The organism is Micromonospora sp. NBC_00898, from assembly GCF_045207895.1.
Taxonomy (GTDB): domain Bacteria; phylum Actinomycetota; class Actinomycetes; order Mycobacteriales; family Micromonosporaceae; genus Micromonospora.
On the sequence record NZ_CP108775.1, the window covers coordinates 158,070 to 174,494 of the forward strand.

19 protein-coding genes, 1 tRNA gene and 1 pseudogene are annotated in these 16,425 nt (G+C 72.8%); 12 read left to right on the forward strand and 9 right to left on the reverse strand.

The features are described from left to right. Nucleotides 1-36: 36 nt before the first annotated feature. From OG799_RS00750 to OG799_RS00760, 3 genes are all read left to right on the forward strand, one after another. Nucleotides 37-984, forward strand: a complete 948-nt coding sequence (locus OG799_RS00750; RefSeq protein WP_406042032.1) for a hypothetical protein — start codon at nucleotides 37-39, stop codon at nucleotides 982-984. Further along, nucleotides 981-2,684, forward strand: a complete 1,704-nt coding sequence (locus OG799_RS00755; protein WP_406042034.1) for a M16 family metallopeptidase — start codon at nucleotides 981-983, stop codon at nucleotides 2,682-2,684. Before OG799_RS00750 ends, OG799_RS00755 begins: the two co-directional genes overlap by 4 nt. A 63-nt stretch (nucleotides 2,685-2,747) precedes the next feature. Beyond that, nucleotides 2,748-2,824 (forward strand) — tRNA-Ile (locus tag OG799_RS00760). 94 nt (nucleotides 2,825-2,918) lie between these two features. Here OG799_RS00760 and OG799_RS00765 read toward each other — a convergent pair. After that, the gene (locus OG799_RS00765) at nucleotides 2,919-3,851 is read right to left on the reverse strand and encodes an SMP-30/gluconolactonase/LRE family protein (protein WP_406042036.1); all 933 of its coding nucleotides are present in this window, start codon (nucleotides 3,849-3,851) and stop codon (nucleotides 2,919-2,921) included. 101 nt (nucleotides 3,852-3,952) lie between these two features. On the opposite strand from OG799_RS00765, the gene OG799_RS00770 reads away from it, so the two are divergent. Beyond that, the gene (locus tag OG799_RS00770) at nucleotides 3,953-4,411 is read left to right on the forward strand and encodes an Lrp/AsnC family transcriptional regulator (protein ID WP_406042038.1); all 459 of its coding nucleotides are present in this window, start codon (nucleotides 3,953-3,955) and stop codon (nucleotides 4,409-4,411) included. A 45-nt stretch (nucleotides 4,412-4,456) separates the two neighbouring features. Here OG799_RS00770 and OG799_RS00775 read toward each other — a convergent pair whose 3' ends face one another. Continuing rightward, nucleotides 4,457-4,684, reverse strand: a complete 228-nt coding sequence (locus OG799_RS00775) for a hypothetical protein (protein ID WP_406042040.1) — start codon at nucleotides 4,682-4,684, stop codon at nucleotides 4,457-4,459. A 221-nt stretch (nucleotides 4,685-4,905) separates the two neighbouring features. Further along, the gene (locus tag OG799_RS00780) at nucleotides 4,906-5,754 is read right to left on the reverse strand and encodes an aminopeptidase (RefSeq protein WP_406042042.1); all 849 of its coding nucleotides are present in this window, start codon (nucleotides 5,752-5,754) and stop codon (nucleotides 4,906-4,908) included. Nucleotides 5,755-6,094: 340 nt separating this feature from the next. Between OG799_RS00780 and OG799_RS00785 the strand changes: the two genes are divergently transcribed. The 4 genes from OG799_RS00785 to OG799_RS00800 all read left to right on the forward strand — a co-directional run bounded on the left by OG799_RS00785 (nucleotide 6,095) and on the right by OG799_RS00800 (nucleotide 8,738). After that, nucleotides 6,095-6,226, forward strand: coding sequence for a hypothetical protein (locus OG799_RS00785; RefSeq protein WP_406042044.1), 132 nt, complete (start codon nucleotides 6,095-6,097; stop codon nucleotides 6,224-6,226). A gap of 120 nt (nucleotides 6,227-6,346) precedes the next feature. Further along, nucleotides 6,347-6,754 (forward strand): hypothetical protein, encoded by a 408-nt coding sequence (locus OG799_RS00790; protein WP_406042046.1) that lies wholly within the window; start codon nucleotides 6,347-6,349, stop codon nucleotides 6,752-6,754. 68 nt (nucleotides 6,755-6,822) lie between these two features. Beyond that, nucleotides 6,823-7,470: a biliverdin-producing heme oxygenase gene (locus OG799_RS00795; RefSeq protein ID WP_406042048.1), complete on the forward strand. Its 648-nt coding sequence runs from the start codon at nucleotides 6,823-6,825 to the stop codon at nucleotides 7,468-7,470. Between the two features lie 299 nt (nucleotides 7,471-7,769). Then, nucleotides 7,770-8,738, forward strand: a complete 969-nt coding sequence (locus tag OG799_RS00800; protein ID WP_406042050.1) for a TIGR03560 family F420-dependent LLM class oxidoreductase — start codon at nucleotides 7,770-7,772, stop codon at nucleotides 8,736-8,738. 350 nt (nucleotides 8,739-9,088) lie between these two features. Here the strand turns inward: OG799_RS00800 and OG799_RS00805 are convergent, their stop codons facing one another. Together OG799_RS00805 and OG799_RS00810 are read right to left on the reverse strand one after the other, a co-directional pair. Then, nucleotides 9,089-9,610 (reverse strand): hypothetical protein, encoded by a 522-nt coding sequence (locus OG799_RS00805; RefSeq protein WP_406042052.1) that lies wholly within the window; start codon nucleotides 9,608-9,610, stop codon nucleotides 9,089-9,091. 59 nt (nucleotides 9,611-9,669) lie between these two features. Further along, nucleotides 9,670-10,248, reverse strand: a complete 579-nt coding sequence (locus OG799_RS00810) for a TetR/AcrR family transcriptional regulator (RefSeq protein WP_406042053.1) — start codon at nucleotides 10,246-10,248, stop codon at nucleotides 9,670-9,672. Nucleotides 10,249-10,320: 72 nt separating this feature from the next. Here OG799_RS00810 and OG799_RS00815 point away from each other — a divergent pair, with 72 nt between their 5' ends. Next, a complete protein-coding gene (locus OG799_RS00815; protein ID WP_406042055.1) occupies nucleotides 10,321-11,529 on the forward strand; it encodes an FAD-dependent monooxygenase in 1,209 nt (402 codons plus the stop codon). A gap of 10 nt (nucleotides 11,530-11,539) precedes the next feature. Here the strand turns inward: OG799_RS00815 and OG799_RS00820 are convergent, their stop codons facing one another. Together OG799_RS00820 and OG799_RS00825 are read right to left on the reverse strand one after the other, a co-directional pair. Next, nucleotides 11,540-12,082 (reverse strand): SRPBCC family protein, encoded by a 543-nt coding sequence (locus OG799_RS00820; RefSeq protein ID WP_406042057.1) that lies wholly within the window; start codon nucleotides 12,080-12,082, stop codon nucleotides 11,540-11,542. A gap of 2 nt (nucleotides 12,083-12,084) precedes the next feature. Then, nucleotides 12,085-12,393, reverse strand: coding sequence for an ArsR/SmtB family transcription factor (locus OG799_RS00825; protein ID WP_406042059.1), 309 nt, complete (start codon nucleotides 12,391-12,393; stop codon nucleotides 12,085-12,087). Between the two features lie 107 nt (nucleotides 12,394-12,500). Between OG799_RS00825 and OG799_RS00830 the strand changes: the two genes are divergently transcribed. Then, entirely contained in the window at nucleotides 12,501-13,430 is a 930-nt protein-coding gene (locus OG799_RS00830; RefSeq protein WP_406042061.1) for an LLM class F420-dependent oxidoreductase, read from the forward strand. Nucleotides 13,431-13,459: 29 nt separating this feature from the next. Here OG799_RS00830 and OG799_RS00835 read toward each other — a convergent pair whose 3' ends face one another. After that, nucleotides 13,460-13,711 (reverse strand): hypothetical protein, encoded by a 252-nt coding sequence (locus OG799_RS00835; RefSeq protein WP_406042063.1) that lies wholly within the window; start codon nucleotides 13,709-13,711, stop codon nucleotides 13,460-13,462. Nucleotides 13,712-13,827: 116 nt separating this feature from the next. Between OG799_RS00835 and OG799_RS00840 the strand changes: the two genes are divergently transcribed. Beyond that, nucleotides 13,828-14,367 carry a hypothetical protein gene (locus OG799_RS00840; RefSeq protein WP_406042065.1) on the forward strand — a complete coding sequence of 180 codons (540 nt, stop codon included), beginning with the start codon at nucleotides 13,828-13,830 and terminating at the stop codon, nucleotides 14,365-14,367. A gap of 146 nt (nucleotides 14,368-14,513) precedes the next feature. Then, nucleotides 14,514-15,683, forward strand: coding sequence for an FAD-binding protein (locus OG799_RS00845; RefSeq protein ID WP_406046164.1), 1,170 nt, complete (start codon nucleotides 14,514-14,516; stop codon nucleotides 15,681-15,683). On the opposite strand, the pseudogene OG799_RS00850 reads toward OG799_RS00845, so the two are convergent. Further along, a pseudogene (locus tag OG799_RS00850) lies at nucleotides 15,675-16,246 on the reverse strand (YitT family protein); the annotation flags it as partial. The gene OG799_RS00845 and the pseudogene OG799_RS00850 overlap by 9 nt on opposite strands. Nucleotides 16,247-16,425: the final 179 nt, after the last annotated feature.

The window sequence follows — 16,425 nt, forward strand, 5'->3', positions numbered from 1 at the left end:
TTCGAGGCCGGCTCGTGATCACCTATGATCGCCGCCATGCCCGCACCCCTCCCGGTGATCGACTTCGACCCGGCCGCCGCCTTTCCCGAGGTCAACGACATGCGCGCGGCGCTCGCCGCGCGCGACTGGCAACGGGTGCGGCAGCTGCTCGACCCCCGCGACTGGGCCGGCCGGGCGTTCCTGGCCGGCTTCGCCGACGAGCAGGCCGGGATCGGCGAGTGGCTCCGCCACGTGCTCGCCCGGCAGCCGGGCGACACCGTCGCCGCCACCATGCTCGCCGCGCACCTGATCGACGCCGGGTGGAAGATCCGCACGGACAAACTGGCGAAGGACGTCAGCCGGGAACAGTTCGCCCAGCTCCACGAGCACCTGCGGCAGGCCGAACAGATCCTCATCGACGTGTGTGCCCGGGAACCCGGCAACGTCCTCGCCTGGGAGGAGCGGCTCACCACCGCGATGGGGCTGAGCCTCGGACAGGCGGAGGCACGCCGCCGCTACGACCGGCTCGCCCGGTACGCGCCGCACCACCGGTCGGCCCAGTCCCGGCTCCTCCAGCAGCTCTGCCCGAAGTGGGGCGGAAGCTGGGAGAAGGTCTTCGACTTCGCACGGGAGTGCATGCACGCCGCCCCGGAGGGCGCACAGAACGCCGTCCTGCTCGCCGAGGCACACCTGGAGCGGTTCGTGTGTTTCGACACCGACGGCGAGCGGGGGGCGTACCTGCAGGATCCGCAGCTGGTGCAGGACATCTGGGCGGCGGGGCAGCGCTCGGTGCTGCACCCGAACTTCCGGCACGATCCCGGCTGGGTCTCGACTCGCTCCGTCTTCCTCTTCTGGTTCGGCCTGACCGGACAGTGGCCCGCCGCCGCGGCCCAACTCACCGCCCTCGGCCACCTGGGCAGCCAGCACCCCTGGTCCTACTTGGGCGGCACCCAGGTGCTCGACAACATTCGTGCCGAGGCGTACGCGAAGGGGGTCCTGCGATGATCCGGCAACTGGACGTGGACGGGGTGCCCACCCTGATGGCCGCCACCGCCGGGCCGATGCGGGCCGGGCTGACCTTCCGGGTCGGCACCGCCGACGAGACGCTGGGCCGCAGCGGCATCACCCACCTGCTGGAACACCTGGCGCTCGCCCCGCTCGGCCTGACCGACTACCACTTCAACGGTGCCACCGCGCCGATCTTCACCTCCTTCTACATGCAGGGCTCCGAGTCCGACATCGCCGGTTTCCTCACCGCCGTCTGCCGCACCATCCACGACCTGCCGATGGCCCGGCTGGAGGTGGAGAAGGAGATCCTGCGCACCGAGTGGAGCAGCCGGGGCAACACGGCCGTCGACGCGGTGCCGCTGTGGCGGCACGGCGCCCGCGACCACGGCCTGACCAGCTACCCCGAGTTCGGGCTGCACGCGATCACCGAACCCGACCTGCGGGCCTGGGCGGCCCGCTGGTTCACCCGGGAGAACGCGGTGCTCTGGATCGCCGGGGACCGGGTGCCGGCCGGGCTGCGGCTGGCGCTGCCGTCCGGCGTTCGGCAGCCGGTGCCGCCGGTGTCGTCGGCGCTGCCGCGCACCCCCGCGTACTTCGTCAACGGCTCGCGGGCCGTGGTGCTGGACTCGGTCGTGCGGCGCCGGACCGCCGCGGGCGTCTTCGCCGGCGTGCTGGAACGCGAGATGTACCGCTCGCTGCGCCAGGAGGACGGACTCTCCTACACCATCACCACCGGGTACGAGCCCCGCGGCGACGGCCACGCCACGCTGCGCGCCCTCGCCGACGCACTGCCCGAGAAGCAGGACGCGGTGCTCGGCGGCTTCATCGACGTGCTGGCCAAGCTGCGGGTCGGCCGGATCGAACAGGCCGACCTGGACGCCACCGTGGCCAAGCGGGACGACGCCCTCGCCGCCGCCGAGGTGGACGCCGCCCGGCTGCCCAGCCAGGCGCTGGACCTGCTCACCGGCCAACCCACCCGCACCGTCGACGAGTTGCGCGCCGAACTGAAGACCGTCACCCTCGCCGACCTGCACCAGGTGGCCCAGGAGGTCACCGCCAGCGCACTACTGATGGTGCCCGACGGCACCACCGCCGACTGGGCCGGCTTCGCTGAGGCGCCCACCCGCTCCACCCACACCCTGCCCGGCACCGCCTACCGGGAACGGGAGGGCGACGGTGAGCTGCGGGTCGGCATCGACGGGGTCAGCTACGTCGGCCCCGGCGGCCCGCTCACCGTCCGCTACGCCGAGTGCGCCGCCCTGCTCGCCTGGCCGGACGGCGCCCGCCGGCTGATCGGCTTCGACGCCATCTCCATGCACATCGAGCCGACCCTGTTCGACCTGCATCCCGGTGCCATCGGGGTGATCGACCAGCAGATCGCCGTCGACCGGCGCGTCCCCATGCCGGCCCGCCCGCAGGAGAAGATCCCGCAGCCGTACGCGGGCGCCGGCCGGCCGCACCCGCAGCAGCGCCCCGCGCCGGTCACTCGCTCCTGGTGGGAGGTCCCGCTGATGGTGCTCAGCGGCCTTGCCACCCTCGGCGTCGGCGGGCTCACCCTGCTGCTCACCCTCGGCATGTTCATCTCCGACGAGGCCGACGGCGACGAGAGCTGGCTCTGGGGCATGGTCGTGGTGGGCTGGCTGCTCACTGTTATCCTCGCGTTGCCCATCGTGCTGTTGCGGCGGCGGAGACGCTGAGACACCGCCCGTTTCGGTGGTGGTCGGAGATCGACCGGGCGGGTTACGATCCGGCCCGGTAGCGGGGCGGTAGCTCAGCGGGTTAGAGCAGGGGACTCATAATCCCTCGGTCGCGGGTTCGAGTCCCGCCCGCCCCACCACGCAAACGCCCTGGTCAGCCATGCTGCCGGCGACCCGGGCGAGCCGCGTCAAGATCCGGGCCAACGCCGTCGGTCCGCACTGAGTCCGGGCGGGTCACCGGTGCACCTGCTGGATCGGCTCAGGATAACGGGCGCCGTTGACGGTGACGCGCAGCGTGTACAGGCTCGTGGCGGCGGTGATGAACAGGTGGTTGCGTTTGGGTCCGCCGAAGGTGAGGTTGGCGACGGACTCGGGCAGCAGCAGCTTGCCGATGAGGGTGCCGTCGGGGTCAAAGCAGTGCACGCCGTCCCAGGCTGCGGCCCAGACCCGGCCGGCGTCGTCGAGACGTAAACCGTCGAAGCGTCCGAAGTCGCATTCGGCGAAGATCTTCCCGCCGGTCAGGGCGCCTTCGGCGGTGACGTCGAAGACGCGGATGTGACTGGGTTCCTGGCGGGTGTCGGCGATGTAGAGTCGCTGCTCGTCGCGGGAGAAGGCAAGACCGTTTGGCCGGCAGAAGTCGTCGGCGACGACTCGCAGGTCGCTGGTGGCCGGGTCGAGGCGGAACACGTAGCAGGCGCCACCGAACTCGCTGTCGCCCTTGTTGCCCTCGTAGTCACTGTGGATGCCGTAGATCGGATCGGTGAACCAGATCGTGCCGTCGGCGCGTACGACGACGTCGTTGGGGCTGTTGAGCCGCTTGCCGTGGTAGCGGTCGGCGAGCACGGTGATGGTGCCGTCGTGTTCGGTGCGGGTGACCCGCCGGTTGCCCTGTTCGCAGGTGATGAGCCGGCCCTGGCGATCGATGGTGTTGCCGTTGGCGTACCCGGAGCAGTGCCGGAAGACGCCGACGGTGCCGGTGGTTTCGTCCCAGCGCATGAGCCGGTCGTTGGGGATGTCGCTCCAGACGAGGTAGCGCCCGGCCGGGAAGTACACCGGGCCCTCCGATTTGCGTGAGCCGGTGTGCAGGCGTTCGACGACGTAGTCGCCGTCGCAGTAGCGGAAGCGCTCGTCGATTACCTGGAACTGGGCAGGGATGGTCTCAGCCACCGAAGTCTCCTCGCCTCAGGATGATGTTCGACAAGCAGCCTCTACCGCCAAATCTGATATGGTCAACAGCAAAGTTATCCGTTTCACATCTTGGAGCGCGTATGGACAGCATCGACCGAGCTTTGCTGGCGCAGCTGCAGGTCGACGCCACGCAGTCGTACGTGTCCCTGGGCCAGGCGGTCGGGCTGTCGGCGGGGTCGGCCCATGAGCGGGTGCGCAAGCTGCGCGAGCGCGGTGTCATCCGGCGTACCACCGTCGACGTCGATCCAGCCGCGGCCAGCCGCGGCGTCCTGTCCTACGTCATGCTGCAGGGAAGCGCCTGGATGGGCGACCCGCCGACCCGCGACGCGCTGGCGGACATCCCCGAGATCCAGGAGGCGCACATCATCGCCGGGTCGGCGTCGTTGCTGGTGAAGGTCCGCACCTCGACCACCGAGGAGCTGCAGGCCGTGCTGCGACGAGTCTTCGCCGTCGACGGCGTCACCGGCACCCAGACCATCGTCGTACTGGAGACCTTCTTCGAACGGCCCATGTACCTCGGCGGCAACGGTTCCAGCTGACCCCGCCTCGGGCGGCGATGTCGAACCGTCTTTGTGGGCGGCCACCTAGTGGGCGTCCTCGGCCGGCCGCAGCGACACGCGGCCGGCGAACGCGCCGCCCACCTCGATCACCCAGGTGTGCGCCGGCGCGAACCCGTCCCGCAGTCGCTGCCGGACCCGCTGCTCGTCGTACCGCCCGAGCCGCTCCAGATCCGCCCGCAGCACCACGGCCCGCAACTCAGCTACCGCCTCGACGTCCGCCACCGAAGCCGGCCGAATCTCCCAGTCCGCCATGATCGTCAGGCTACCGCGCCAAGCTCCTCACGCTCTACACCGAAGCGTCTGGGCCGCCGGACTGGTCGTCATGCGTCCGACGCCCAGCAAATCGGGAAGCAGACGTGGCGGGCAAGAAACGGCGCACGACCCCGGTGACAGTCCTGCAGCCGAGGACCGCCCCCTTGTCCGAGGACGAGATCCGCTCGCCCTCGGTGCCTGTCTACGTTCCCGGCCTCGGCTCAACCAGCGTCAGGCTCATGGGAGCTGCGCAGTGCACCGACCGCCACCAGTCCCGTGCCGGCGAGCGTGATCGCCGCCTCTACAGCCCGCGACACCTGCGGGAAGCCTTCCGTCGACGTGCTAACCCTCACCCCCACCTCCAGGAAGGCATGGTCGTCAGGGTTGGCCACCATCCACCAGCCTGACCACGCCGTCGCGAGATCCGAGCAGGTGCGAGTCACCCAGAGCGAAAGCAGGAGCGTCCCGACCGGGAGCAGCCAATGCCGGTCGGCCCGCCATCCGGACAGCGCGAGTGCCCCGATGGCCAGGAGGGCGCCGAGCAGCGCCGGCCACACCGCGCCGAGCAGGTCGAGCAGCGGGTAGCGGCCGAACCTCCGCGCGAAGCTCAGCCCGAACCAGGCGAGTAGCAGCAGCGCGAGGACCGTCGTCGCGATACCCCGCCACCGCCTACCGTGCGCCGGCAACGCCAACACACCGGCCGCGAGACCGGAAACGCCAAGCAGTAGACCCAGCGTGGCAAGCCGCTCCTGGTCGATCATCTCCCGCCAGCGCGCCAGCATGGCCGTCCTGCCTACCTGGCCGTAGGTCAGCCCGCCCGCTTCACCGACCTGCTCCTGGTGCCAGAACAGTTTCATCGCCGCCACCACCGCGAGCAGCCCGATACCGGCGACGAGGGGCCACCTCACGCGGCGCACATCCCGGCCCCCCATCGCCACGTACCCGAGCAGCGCGATCAGCATGGCCAGGCCGTACTGCAGTGCCGCGCCCGGCATGGCGAGCAGCGCCGCCGAAACGGAGAACAGACCGCTCACGACGGATGCCAGGAGCAGGCCGAGCGAGAGACGCACGGCCAAGATCGTGGCACATGATCCGAGATGCGCACGACAGCCCGGCGTCCAGGTCATGGCCGTCCCACCGGTCCCGGCCGGGGGTGGCTCATTGGGATTACGTGAGATTGGCTCTCTCCAGTGGGCCAAACGCTCCGTACCGTGGGCATCGTACGAGATCGACAAGTTGGTGAGGTGAGTTGTCGATGTCCTATCCACAGCCGCGGTACTCCGGGGTCAGGACGAGGGTGGGCTACCTGGCCACCGGACCGACCACCGACGGGCAGTTCGGCCTCTATCGCTGGGACATGGCCGCCGTGGCGACAACTGGACCGACGCCACCGCCGGGGACGTCCTGTACGTGCCACCCGGCGGGATCCACGCCATCGAGGAGCTCGCCGCAATCGTCGGCGAAGGTCGCGAGCTCACCGAGCAGGAATGGACCGAGCTGTACGCGCGCCACGACCAGTACGAGGCCCGAATCCCCGCCTGACCGCGGCGGAACCCGCAGAGTGAGCTGCGGCACCGGCGCCCTGACCTCGGCGCTCCTCCGACGAGGATCGTGAGTAGGCGTACTCATCCGTGGCCGGCCGACGGCCGGAAGGATCAGGCCGTGAACACGACGACATCGGTGCGTACCCTGCTCGGCGGCCTGATCCTCGCGGCGGCGACGGTCGGGGCGTGGTGGGCCTGGCTGGGCTGGGATACCGGCTACACGGTCGACCCGGAGACCGGCGCGACCAGCGGCCCGTACGCGCCGTGGCAGGTGGTGGGCTGCGTCCTGACCCTGGCCGTCATCGCCGCCGTCGGCGGGTGGCTGCTCGGTCCCTGGGTGGTGGCCCCGGTGATGACGGCCGCCTTCACCATCGCCTGGGCGGCGCACGCCGCCTCGACGGACGACACCGGCCTGTGGGCGGTGGGTGCGGTCCTGGTCCTGGTCGGGACGGCCGTCGGAACCACCGTGGTCAGCGTCGGCGTCCGGCTGATCCGCCGACGCCGCACGGGAAGGCCGGCCGGCTGACGGGCGGTCCTCCGCTGCGCAATGCGCCGCACATCGGGCTCCGTAGCAGCTCGGGGCATACTTGCCCGATGTCCGAGCAGGCCCGACCCCGACGCCCGGAGCCGATCTCCCCGATGCTGGCCGCGCTGCGCGCCGGCACCCGGGAGCAGCATCTCGCCCTGGAGCGTGATCTGGACCTTCCCGGCCGGATCCGGTCCCGGACGGACCTGTCGTCCGTCCTGTCCGCGATGCTCGCCGGGTGGCAGCCCCTGGAGCGCCGGCTCGCCGCCGCCGACTGGACCGGTCTGCGGCTCGACCCCCGGCTCGGCGAGGCGACCGACCTGCTCCGGGCCGACCTCCGCGCCTTGGGCGCGGAGCCGAACGACGGCGAGGCGGCCCTGGAGCGCCCCGACGCCCCCGGCTTCGACGGCCTGGCCCGCGCGGTCGGCGGCCGGTACGTCCTGCTCGGCAGCGCCCTGGGCGGGCGGGTCATCACCCCGGTGGTGGAACGCCGCCTGGACCTGCCCGAGGGCGCGGCGACCCGGTTCTTCCGCCGCAGCGGCATGGCGCCGGGCCGGGACTGGCGGGACTTCCGGGCCGCGCTGGTCGCCCGCGACTGGTCCCCGCCGGAGCTGGACCAGGCCGTCGCCGCCGCCCGGGACACGTTCGTTTTCGTCGGCCGGGCCGCCGCGCCGATCCTCGGCGGGCGACCGGCCGCGTCTCGCCGCGTGGCCTGACGACCGGACCGGCACCGTCCCGGCGGCGCCGACCGGGTGCGGCGGATGCGACCGGCCGCGCCGCTGCACCCGGGCCGGGCCGCCGTGCTCGGCGTCGGAGGAGAACAACTGCCGTGAGCGATATACCTGAGAGTCATAAATATGCCGCTCAGGCATATCGCTCGCTGGGCAGGTGCCTGCCCGGCGTACCCCGCCATCCGGCGAGGCGGCCGCGCCGAGCGGCCGGTCGAAAGGCCGCCGCCCTGGGATGATCAACGCCCGCCTACCATGATCCGCGACGACGGGGGAGTGGAGCGGGCATGAGTGGACGGTGGGGCGTGGTGCTGCCCCAGGGCTGGCGGTCGGACCTCACCCACCTGAGCGACCCGGTGGACCAGTTCGAGGCGATGGTCGGGGTGGCTCGGGAGGCCGACGAGTTGGGCTACGACTCGGTCTGGCTCTACGACCACGTGCAGGCCGTCTCCGGCGCGCCGGAGACCACCTTCGAGTGCTGGACCAGCCTGGCGGCGATCGCCCGGGAGACCCGGCGGGTCCGGCTCGGTCAGCTCGTCACCTGCAACAGCTTCCGCAACCCGGCGCTGCTGGCGAAGATGGCCGCCACCGTGGACGCGGCGAGCACCGGCCGGGTCTTCCTCGGCCTCGGCGCCGGCTGGGACCAGCGCGAGTACGACGCGTACGGCTTCGAGCAGCCGTACCCGTCGACGGGGGAGCGGCTGACCCGGCTGGACGAGGCGGCGGCGGTGGTCACCGCGATGCTGCGCGAGCCGGTCGCCACGGTCGAGGGCCGCTACCACTCGGTGCGGGCGGCGCAGAACGTCCCGACCGGCGTGCAGCGGCCGCACATCCCGCTGATGATCGGTGGCAGCGGCGAGAAGCGCACGCTGAAGACCGTGGCCAGGTACGCCGACGCCTGCAACCTCACCGACCACACCGACCCGGCCTTCTACCGGCACAAGCTGGACGTGCTGGCCGGGCACTGCGCGGACGTGGGCCGCGACTACGACGCCATCCTCAAGACGGCGTCCTTCTCCGTCTTCACCGGGGCAACCGACGCCGAGGTGACCGCCCGGCTGGCCCCGCACCTGAACGGGCGCGACCGGGCCGAGGTGGCCGCGGGCAGCGCCGTCGGCACCCCCGCCGAGCTGGTCGAGGTCTTCGGCCGGCTGGTCGAGGCCGGCATCCGGTACTTCATCCTCTACCTCCACCAGCCGACCGACCTGGCGGCCATGCGGCTCTTCGCCCACGAGGTCGTCCCGCAGCTCGGCTGAGCCAGGCCGCCCGGCACCCGGCAGTCGCCCCTGACCACCGGCTGCCGGCCTGCGCCGCCCTGCCCCCCTCGACCGGCCGGACGTCGGCCGACCCCCTCGACCGGCCGGGCCGACCATCCCGACGTGGCGCCCGCCGGCCCCCTCCGCCTGCCGGCGCCGCGGGCTCAGTACGCCAGCTCCACCGGCCGGCCGAGCAGCCAGGTGGTCCGGGCGGTCGCCAACGGCGAGGTGCTGCTTGGTCCGGTGATCGCCAGCCGGGCGGTGAGCTTCCTGTCCGGGCCCGGGCGGCCGGCCTCGGCCAGCTCTGAGCGGCCGCCGCGCCGGGTGCGGGGCGGCGACGGCCGGGGAGGTCAGGACGGGAAGCCGTTGACCAGGTCGGGGGGTCGGCGGGTCGCGGCGAACCGGTCGCGGACCTGGGGACGGCTGGCCAGGTAGAGCAGCGCGACCACCACGAGCGCCTTCGCGACGTTGATGGCCCGCACCCACCAGGGGAACGGCTGGAGCAGGGTCGGGCCGGAGCCGACCAGCACGATCACCGAGATGAAGATCACCTGCCGGTACGCCTTGCGCCGGCCCAGCCGCAGTCCGCGGATCACCACCAGGTAGGCGAGCGCGACCAGCGCCACGGGCAGCACGCGGGACCACACCGAGGACCGCAGCGTCTCCCGGGCGGCGGCCAGGTCGGTGCCGGCGGGCAGGTCGAGGTGGGCGAGCTGGTAGTCCAGCAGCCGCTCCTGGAAGACCAGCATCAGGCCGGCGAGCAGGGCGCTCAGGGCCAGGTTGGCGAGCATGAGCACGATCATGCGGCGCACCTGCGGCGGCGCGGCGGTGGCGGCGGTGGGATCGGCGGCGGGAGTGTCCGGTGTCGTCATCGGCAGGGATCAGATCACCCGACGCCGGTCCCGCGCTACCCCGTTCTTCGCCGGTCCGCTCAGCCGCTGAACTCGGCGGTGATCGTGCGCAGCGCCCGGGTCAGCTCCGCCGCGGACGGCGTGCGGTCCGGGTCGACCAGCCACTGGGCCGCCAGGCCGCCGAGCAGCGCCTGGTAGAACGAACCGAGCGCCAGGGCCTGTGCCTCGTCGGCGTCCGGATCGAGGTGGTGGAAGACCTCGGCCAGGCCGAGCCGGGCGAGGTGGTTGGCGTTGGCGAACGCCTCGCGCAGTTCGGGCGCCCGGTCCATCTGGGCGATCAGCTCGAACTGGATGGCCCAGAGTGGCCGCAGCCGGGCGAAGGACTCGATGATCCGGGTCCAGGCCACCTCGAACCGTCGCTCCGGGGTGGCGTCGGAACCGGCGTCCACCGCGAGGGCCCGTTGCAGCTCCTCGCCCCACTCCGCCATCGCCTCGAAGAGGGCCTCGTTGAGCAGCGCCTTCGTGGTGCGGAAGTGGTAGCCGATGGCGGCCAGGCTGGTGCCGGAGGCGGCGGCGATGTCTCGGGCGGTGGTGCCCGCGTACCCCTTCTCCATCAGGCAGCGCTTGGCACCGGCGAGCAGGTCTTCCCGGTTTCCCATGGCCGACAGCCTAGTCGACTCCTGAAACAAATGTCTTGCACAACTGTCTAACACGTTCGTACAGTGAACGGCATGACGACCGTCCTGATCTCCGGCGCCAGCGTCGCCGGCCCCGCCCTCGCCTGGTGGCTACGCCGCCACGGCTTCCGTCCGACCCTCGTGGAGCGCGCCCCCGCGCTGCGCGCCGGCGGCTACAAGGTGGACATCCGCGGCGCCGCGCTCGAGGTGGTCGACCGGATGGGCCTGCGCGGGCAGGTCGAGCGGCATGACACCGGGATGCGGTCCGCCCGCTTCGTGGACGCGACCGGCGCGCAGCTCGCCACCATGGACGCCGCGCTCTTCGGCGGCCGGGAGGGCGACGACGCCGAGATCATGCGCGGCGACCTGGCCCGGATCCTCGCCGACGCCACCCGCGACGTGGAGTACGTCTTCGACGACTCGATCGCCGCGCTGACTCCGTCCGGCGGCGCGGTCGAGGTGAGCTTCGAGCGGGGTCCGCGCCGGACGTTCGACCTGGTGATCGGCGCGGACGGGCTGCACTCGAACGTCCGGCGGCTGGCCTTCGGCCCGGAGTCGGCCCACCTGAGGCCGCTCGGGCACCACATCGCGATCTTCACCGTGCCAGGGGAGTTCGGCGAGGAGGGGATCGAGCTGATGCACCCGGCGCCGGGGCGCAGCGTCGGCGTCTACCGCACCGCCGGCGCGCCGGACGCCCGGGCGCTGTTCCTCTTCCCGTCACCCGCGGACGTCGCCGACCGCCGGGACGCCGCCGGCCGGAAGGCGCTGCTGGCGGAGGCGTTCGCCGGCGCCGGGTGGCAGGTGCCGCGCCTGCTCGACGCGATGTGGGACGCCCCGGACTTCTACTTCGACTCGATGAGCCAGGTCCGGATGGACCGCTGGTCGACCTGGCGGATCGCCCTGGTCGGGGACGCGGCGTACGGGCCGTCGCCGGCATCCGGGCAGGGCACCAGCCTCGGCCTGGTCGGGGCGTACGTGCTGGCCGCCTCGCTGGCAGCGGCGTCGGGCGACCCGGTGGCCGGGTTCGCCGACTACGAGCGGCGGATGCGCCCCTTCGTCGAGGCGAACCAGGCCCTCGCCGAGCGCAATCTGAAGGGCATGGTGCTGGGGTCGGCCGCGCAGATCCGGTTCCAGACGCTGATGCTGCGCCTGATGCCGCACCTGCCCGGCCGGGAGCGGATGATCCGCCGGGTGACCGAGCCGATCCGCCGGGCGGCCACCGCGATCACCCTCCCGGAGATCCCGGCGCCCCGCGGTGCGTGAGGTCCGCGGGTCAGCGCGGCGCCGCGTCGTCGTCCAGGCGTTCGGCGTACGCGGCGCGCAGCTCGTCCCAGCCGAAGTTCTTCGCCTCGGCGCCCCGGATCGGGCCGACCGGGTCGCCGTCGAGCAGGTGGCCGGCGACGTCCAGGCAGAGGTGCCAGCCGGCGGCCATGACCGGCGCCAGTCCGGGCTCGTCGACGGTGTGCCGCAGGGTCAGCCGGGTGCCCGTGGCCGACGGGGTCAGCTCCCAGCGCAGCAGACCGTCGCCCCAGGTGTGCTCCAGCAGGGTCGGCGGCTCGGCGCGGAGCACGGTCGCCGGCTGGGGGAAGGTCTCGTCCCCGTTGACCGTGCTGAGCGTGGCCTCGCCCGGGGTGCCGAGGTCCCGGCTGGCCAGGAACGGCGCCCACCGGGCGAGTTGGTCCGGGTCGGTCAGCGCGGCCCACACCTTCTCGGGTGGGTGCCGCAGGTCCCGGACGAAGACGAGGTCCCAACGGTCGTCGGCGGGCACCCGGGCGACCTCGGCGAGCGGGCCGGGTCGGAAGTGGTCGCGGTCCATCGTCACTCCTGACTGTCGAGATGGCGTTCGAGGGCGTCGAGGTGGTCCGTCCAGAGCCGGCGGTACGGCCCGAGCCAGTCGTCCACGGCCCGCAGCGGACGGATGTCGAGTCGGTAGATGCGCTGCTGCGCGGCGGTGCGGACGGTCACGAAGCCGGCCTCGCGGAGCACCTTGAGGTGCTTGGAGACGGCCGGCTGGCTCATCCCCAGCGCGTCCACCAGGTCGCCGACGCTGCTCTCGGCGCGGCGCAGCCGTTCCAGGATGCGGCGCCGGCTCGGCTCGGCCAGCACGGCGAAGGCGTCGACGGACATGATGACAATATGCCCCGCTGTTCATATGCTTGCCAAGTAATAGAAGCTGGTCCCGGCTTTGTCGGGAGCCCGGCTCGGCGGGCACGCCCGCTCCATATGCTCGGGGCATGGAACTGCGGATCTTCACCGAACCCCAGCAGGGCGCCAGCTACGACCAGCTGCTCGCCGTGGCCCGCCGAGCCGAGGAAACGGGCTTCGGCGCGTTCTTCCGCTCCGACCACTACCTCAAGATGGGCTCGGTGAGCGGCGATCCCGGCCCCACCGACGCCTGGACCACCCTCGCCGGCCTGGCCCGGGACACCAGCCGGATCCGGCTGGGCACCCTGATGACCGCGGCCACCTTCCGGCTGCCCGGCCCGCTCGCGATCACCGTCGCGCAGGTCGACCAGATGAGCGGCGGCCGGGTCGAGCTGGGCATCGGCGCCGGCTGGTACGCCGAGGAGCACGCCGCGTACGGGATCCCGTTCCCGGCGGTGGGGGAGCGCTTCGACCGGCTGGCGGAGCAGCTCGCGGTCATCACCGGCCTCTGGGAGACGCCGGCCGGCGCGACGTTCGACTTCCAGGGCAAGTACTACCCGGTCAGCGACTCGCCGGCGCTGCCCAAGCCGGTGCAGCAGCCGCGCCCGCCGATCCTGCTCGGCGGGACGGGCCCGAAGCGCACCCCGCGGCTCGCCGCCCGCTACGCCGACGAGTTCAACCTGCCGTTCGCCTCGGTCGAGGACTCCGCCGCCCAGTTCGCCCGGGTGAAGGCGGCCTGCGCCGAGATCGACCGGGACCCGTCCGGCATGGTCTGGTCCAACCTGTTCGTGCTCTGCTGTGGGCGCGACGAGGCGGAGTTCGCCCGGCGGGCCGCGACGATCGGCCGGGAGCCGGCGGAGCTGCGGGAGAACGGCCTCGCCGGCACCCCCGCCGAGATCGTCGACAAGCTCGGCCGGTATGCCGAGGTCGGCAGCAGCCGCGTCTACCTCCAGGTGCTCGACCTGGCCGACCGGGACCACCTGGACCTCGTCGCCGCCGAGGTCATGCCGCAGCTCTGAGCTCCCCGTGGGGACCGGACCGGCCCGGGTCAGCGGGCCGGTCCACCCGGCTCGCGCAGCACCGTGTCCAGCCGCCCGTCGCGGTCGCCGTCCAGGTAGGTGCTGTCCGCGGTCCGGGGCGCCGGCCCGGGGCCGGGTGCGGGCGCCGGCTCCGGTTCCGGCGTCGGGGCCGGGGCCGGGGTGGTCGGGTACGCCGGGTCGGGACCGACCCCGGTCGGGTCGCTCTCCTCCTCCGAGGGGTACACGTCGCCGCGCAGGGTCGGATCGTGGTAGCTGCTCATCGGCACAGGGTTCCCCGTCCACGCCCGTTGCAACCGTGCCCGATCGACCGGTGTCCGCCCCTTGACAAGGCGACGGATGATGCACCCGACCACGACGCCGCGATCGGGGGTACGACATGGAGCTGCGCCGGACCCGGGGGCCGCTCGTGCTGGCCGCCGTCTGCGTCGTCGGCGGCGTGACCGTGCTGGCCGTCGGCGGCGCCAGCCGGTTCCTGCCGACGCTGGTCGCCGTGGGTGCCATCGTGCTCGGCGGCGTGGTGCTGCTCGGTGCGCTGCGGCCGTTCCGCTTCGCGATCGGCCCGGACGGGCTGGACGTCCGGCGGCCGGGCCTGCGCGGAACGTACCCATGGGAGCAGTTCGAGGCGCTGGCGCTCGCCGACGGGCCGCCGGTGCAGGGCCGTCCCGGACCACCGCGGTTGCTCGGCGTGCCCGGCGCGGCGCTGCCCCCCGAGATCCTGGCCACCGCGCGCCACCCGGTCGACGGGCGGGCCGCCGTGGAACTGCTCGACCTGGCCCAGGTGCGCCAGAGCGCCGACGAGGTGGCGACGGCCCTGGCCAGGTACGGGGGCAACCGCTTCACCGACACGCGTACCCGCGCCGCCACGCGGCTAGCCGGCGCGGACCTCGACTTCACCGACCGGGAGAGCGCCCCGTGACCGACGCCCCCACCGCCGCGGACGGACGGCTCGCCGGCGACACCGCTGCCCGGCCGACCAGCGGCTTTGCTCCGCACGACCGCGCCGGCCGGAACTGGGCCGGCAACGTCCGTTACGCCGCCCGGCGCTGGCACGAGCCGTCCACCGTGGACGAGCTGCGCCGGCTCGTCGCCGGCAGCGACCGGATCCGGGCCGTCGGCACCGGCCACTCCTTCAACCGGCTCGGCGACACCACCGGCGACCTGGTCTCCCTGGCCGGGCTGCCGCCCACCGTCGACCTCGACCCGGAACGCGGCCTGGTCACCGTCGCGGCCGGCCTGCGCTACGGCGACATCGCCACCTGGCTGCACGCCCAGGGGTACGCCCTGGCCAACCTCGCCTCGCTGCCGCACATCTCGGTGGCCGGCGCGGTGGCCACCGGCACGCACGGCTCCGGCGACGCGCACGGCAATCTGGCCACCGCGGTCGCCGCCCTGGAACTGGTCACCGCCGACGGCGAGCTGCTGACCGTCGACCGCACCGACGACCGGTTCGCCGGCCTGGTGGTCAACCTGGGCGCGCTCGGCGTGGTCACCCGGCTGACCCTCGACGTGGTGCCCACCTTCGACGTCCGGCAGTACGTCCGGCTCGGCCTGGCGCGCGACGCCCTCGACGCCGCCTTCGCCTCCGCCTACAGCGTCAGCGCCTTCACCGACTGGCGCACCCGGCGCATCGACCAGGTGTGGCGCAAGCAGCGCGCCGACCAGCCGCCGCTCCCGGCCGACTGGCTCGGCACGACGGCGGCCCCGGCGCAGTGCCACCCGGTGCCCGACATGCCGGCGGGGAACTGCACCCCGCAGCTCGGCGTGCCCGGGCCGTGGCACGAGCGGCTGCCGCACTTCCGGCTCGGCTTCACCCCGAGCAGCGGCGACGAGCTCCAGTCGGAGTACCACGTGGCGCGGGAGGTGGCCGCCGAGGCGCTGGCCGCCCTGGACGCGGTGGCCGACCGGATCGCCGCCGTTCTCCAGGTCTGCGAGCTGCGTACGGTCGCCGCCGACGGGTTCTGGCTCAGCCCGAACCACGGGCGGGACAGCCTGGCGATCCACTTCACCTGGATCGGCGACGAGGCGGCGGTGACGCCGGTGGTGGCCGCGGTGGAGGAGCGGCTGGCCCCGTTCGCGCCCCGCCCGCACTGGGGCAAGGTCTTCGGCCTCGCCCCGGCGGCGGTCGCCGCCGCGTACCCCCGGTACGCCGACTTCCTCGCCCTGCTGGGAGAGCTGGACCCGGCCGGCAAGTTCCGGACCGACCTGCTGGACCGCTACCTGCCCCGGCGCTGACGGCCGGGCTGGTCCCGGTAGGCGAACCAGGGCAGGAAGAACTGGGTGACCGGGCCGACCGCGAGCGCGTACAGCACCGTGCCGGCACCCACGCGTCCGCCGAGCAACCAGCCCACGGCCAGCACGGTGACCTCGATCAGGGTGCGGACCAGCCGGATGGACCGCCCGGTCGCCGCTGCCGCACCGGTCATCAACCCGTCCCGGGGGCCTGGACCGAAGCGGGCGCCGACGTAGACCGCGACGGAGAACCCGTTGAGCAGGACGCCTCCGACGAGCAGGCAGACCCGGGCCGGGAAGCCGAGGTGCTCAGGGAGGAGCGCGAGGCCGGCGTCCGACGAGTACGCCAGCACGACGATGTTCGCGACGGTGCCGAGAGTCGGTCGCTGCCGCAGCGGGATCCAGAACAGCAGCACGAGAACGCCGACCACCGCGCTGATCGTGCCGAAGCTCAGCGGGGTCTGCCGGGCCAGACCCTCGTAGAGCACGCTCCAGGGGTTGACGCCCAGCGCGGCCCGGACCATGGCCGCGAGGCTGAATCCGTACAGGGCGAGACCGAGGAACAGCTGGGGAAGGCGTCTGAGCGGATGCGCACCGACCGCGACGTAGCCGAGGGAGGGCGGTGCCGGACGCGCGGGCCGCTCCGTGGTCTGCTGTGCCATACCAATCTCCTTCAGGCCGCAACTTGCTGGCCAATGCCGGCGAGTCTGTACGCTGATTGGCGTTAATTGCAGGGCCAATCAAG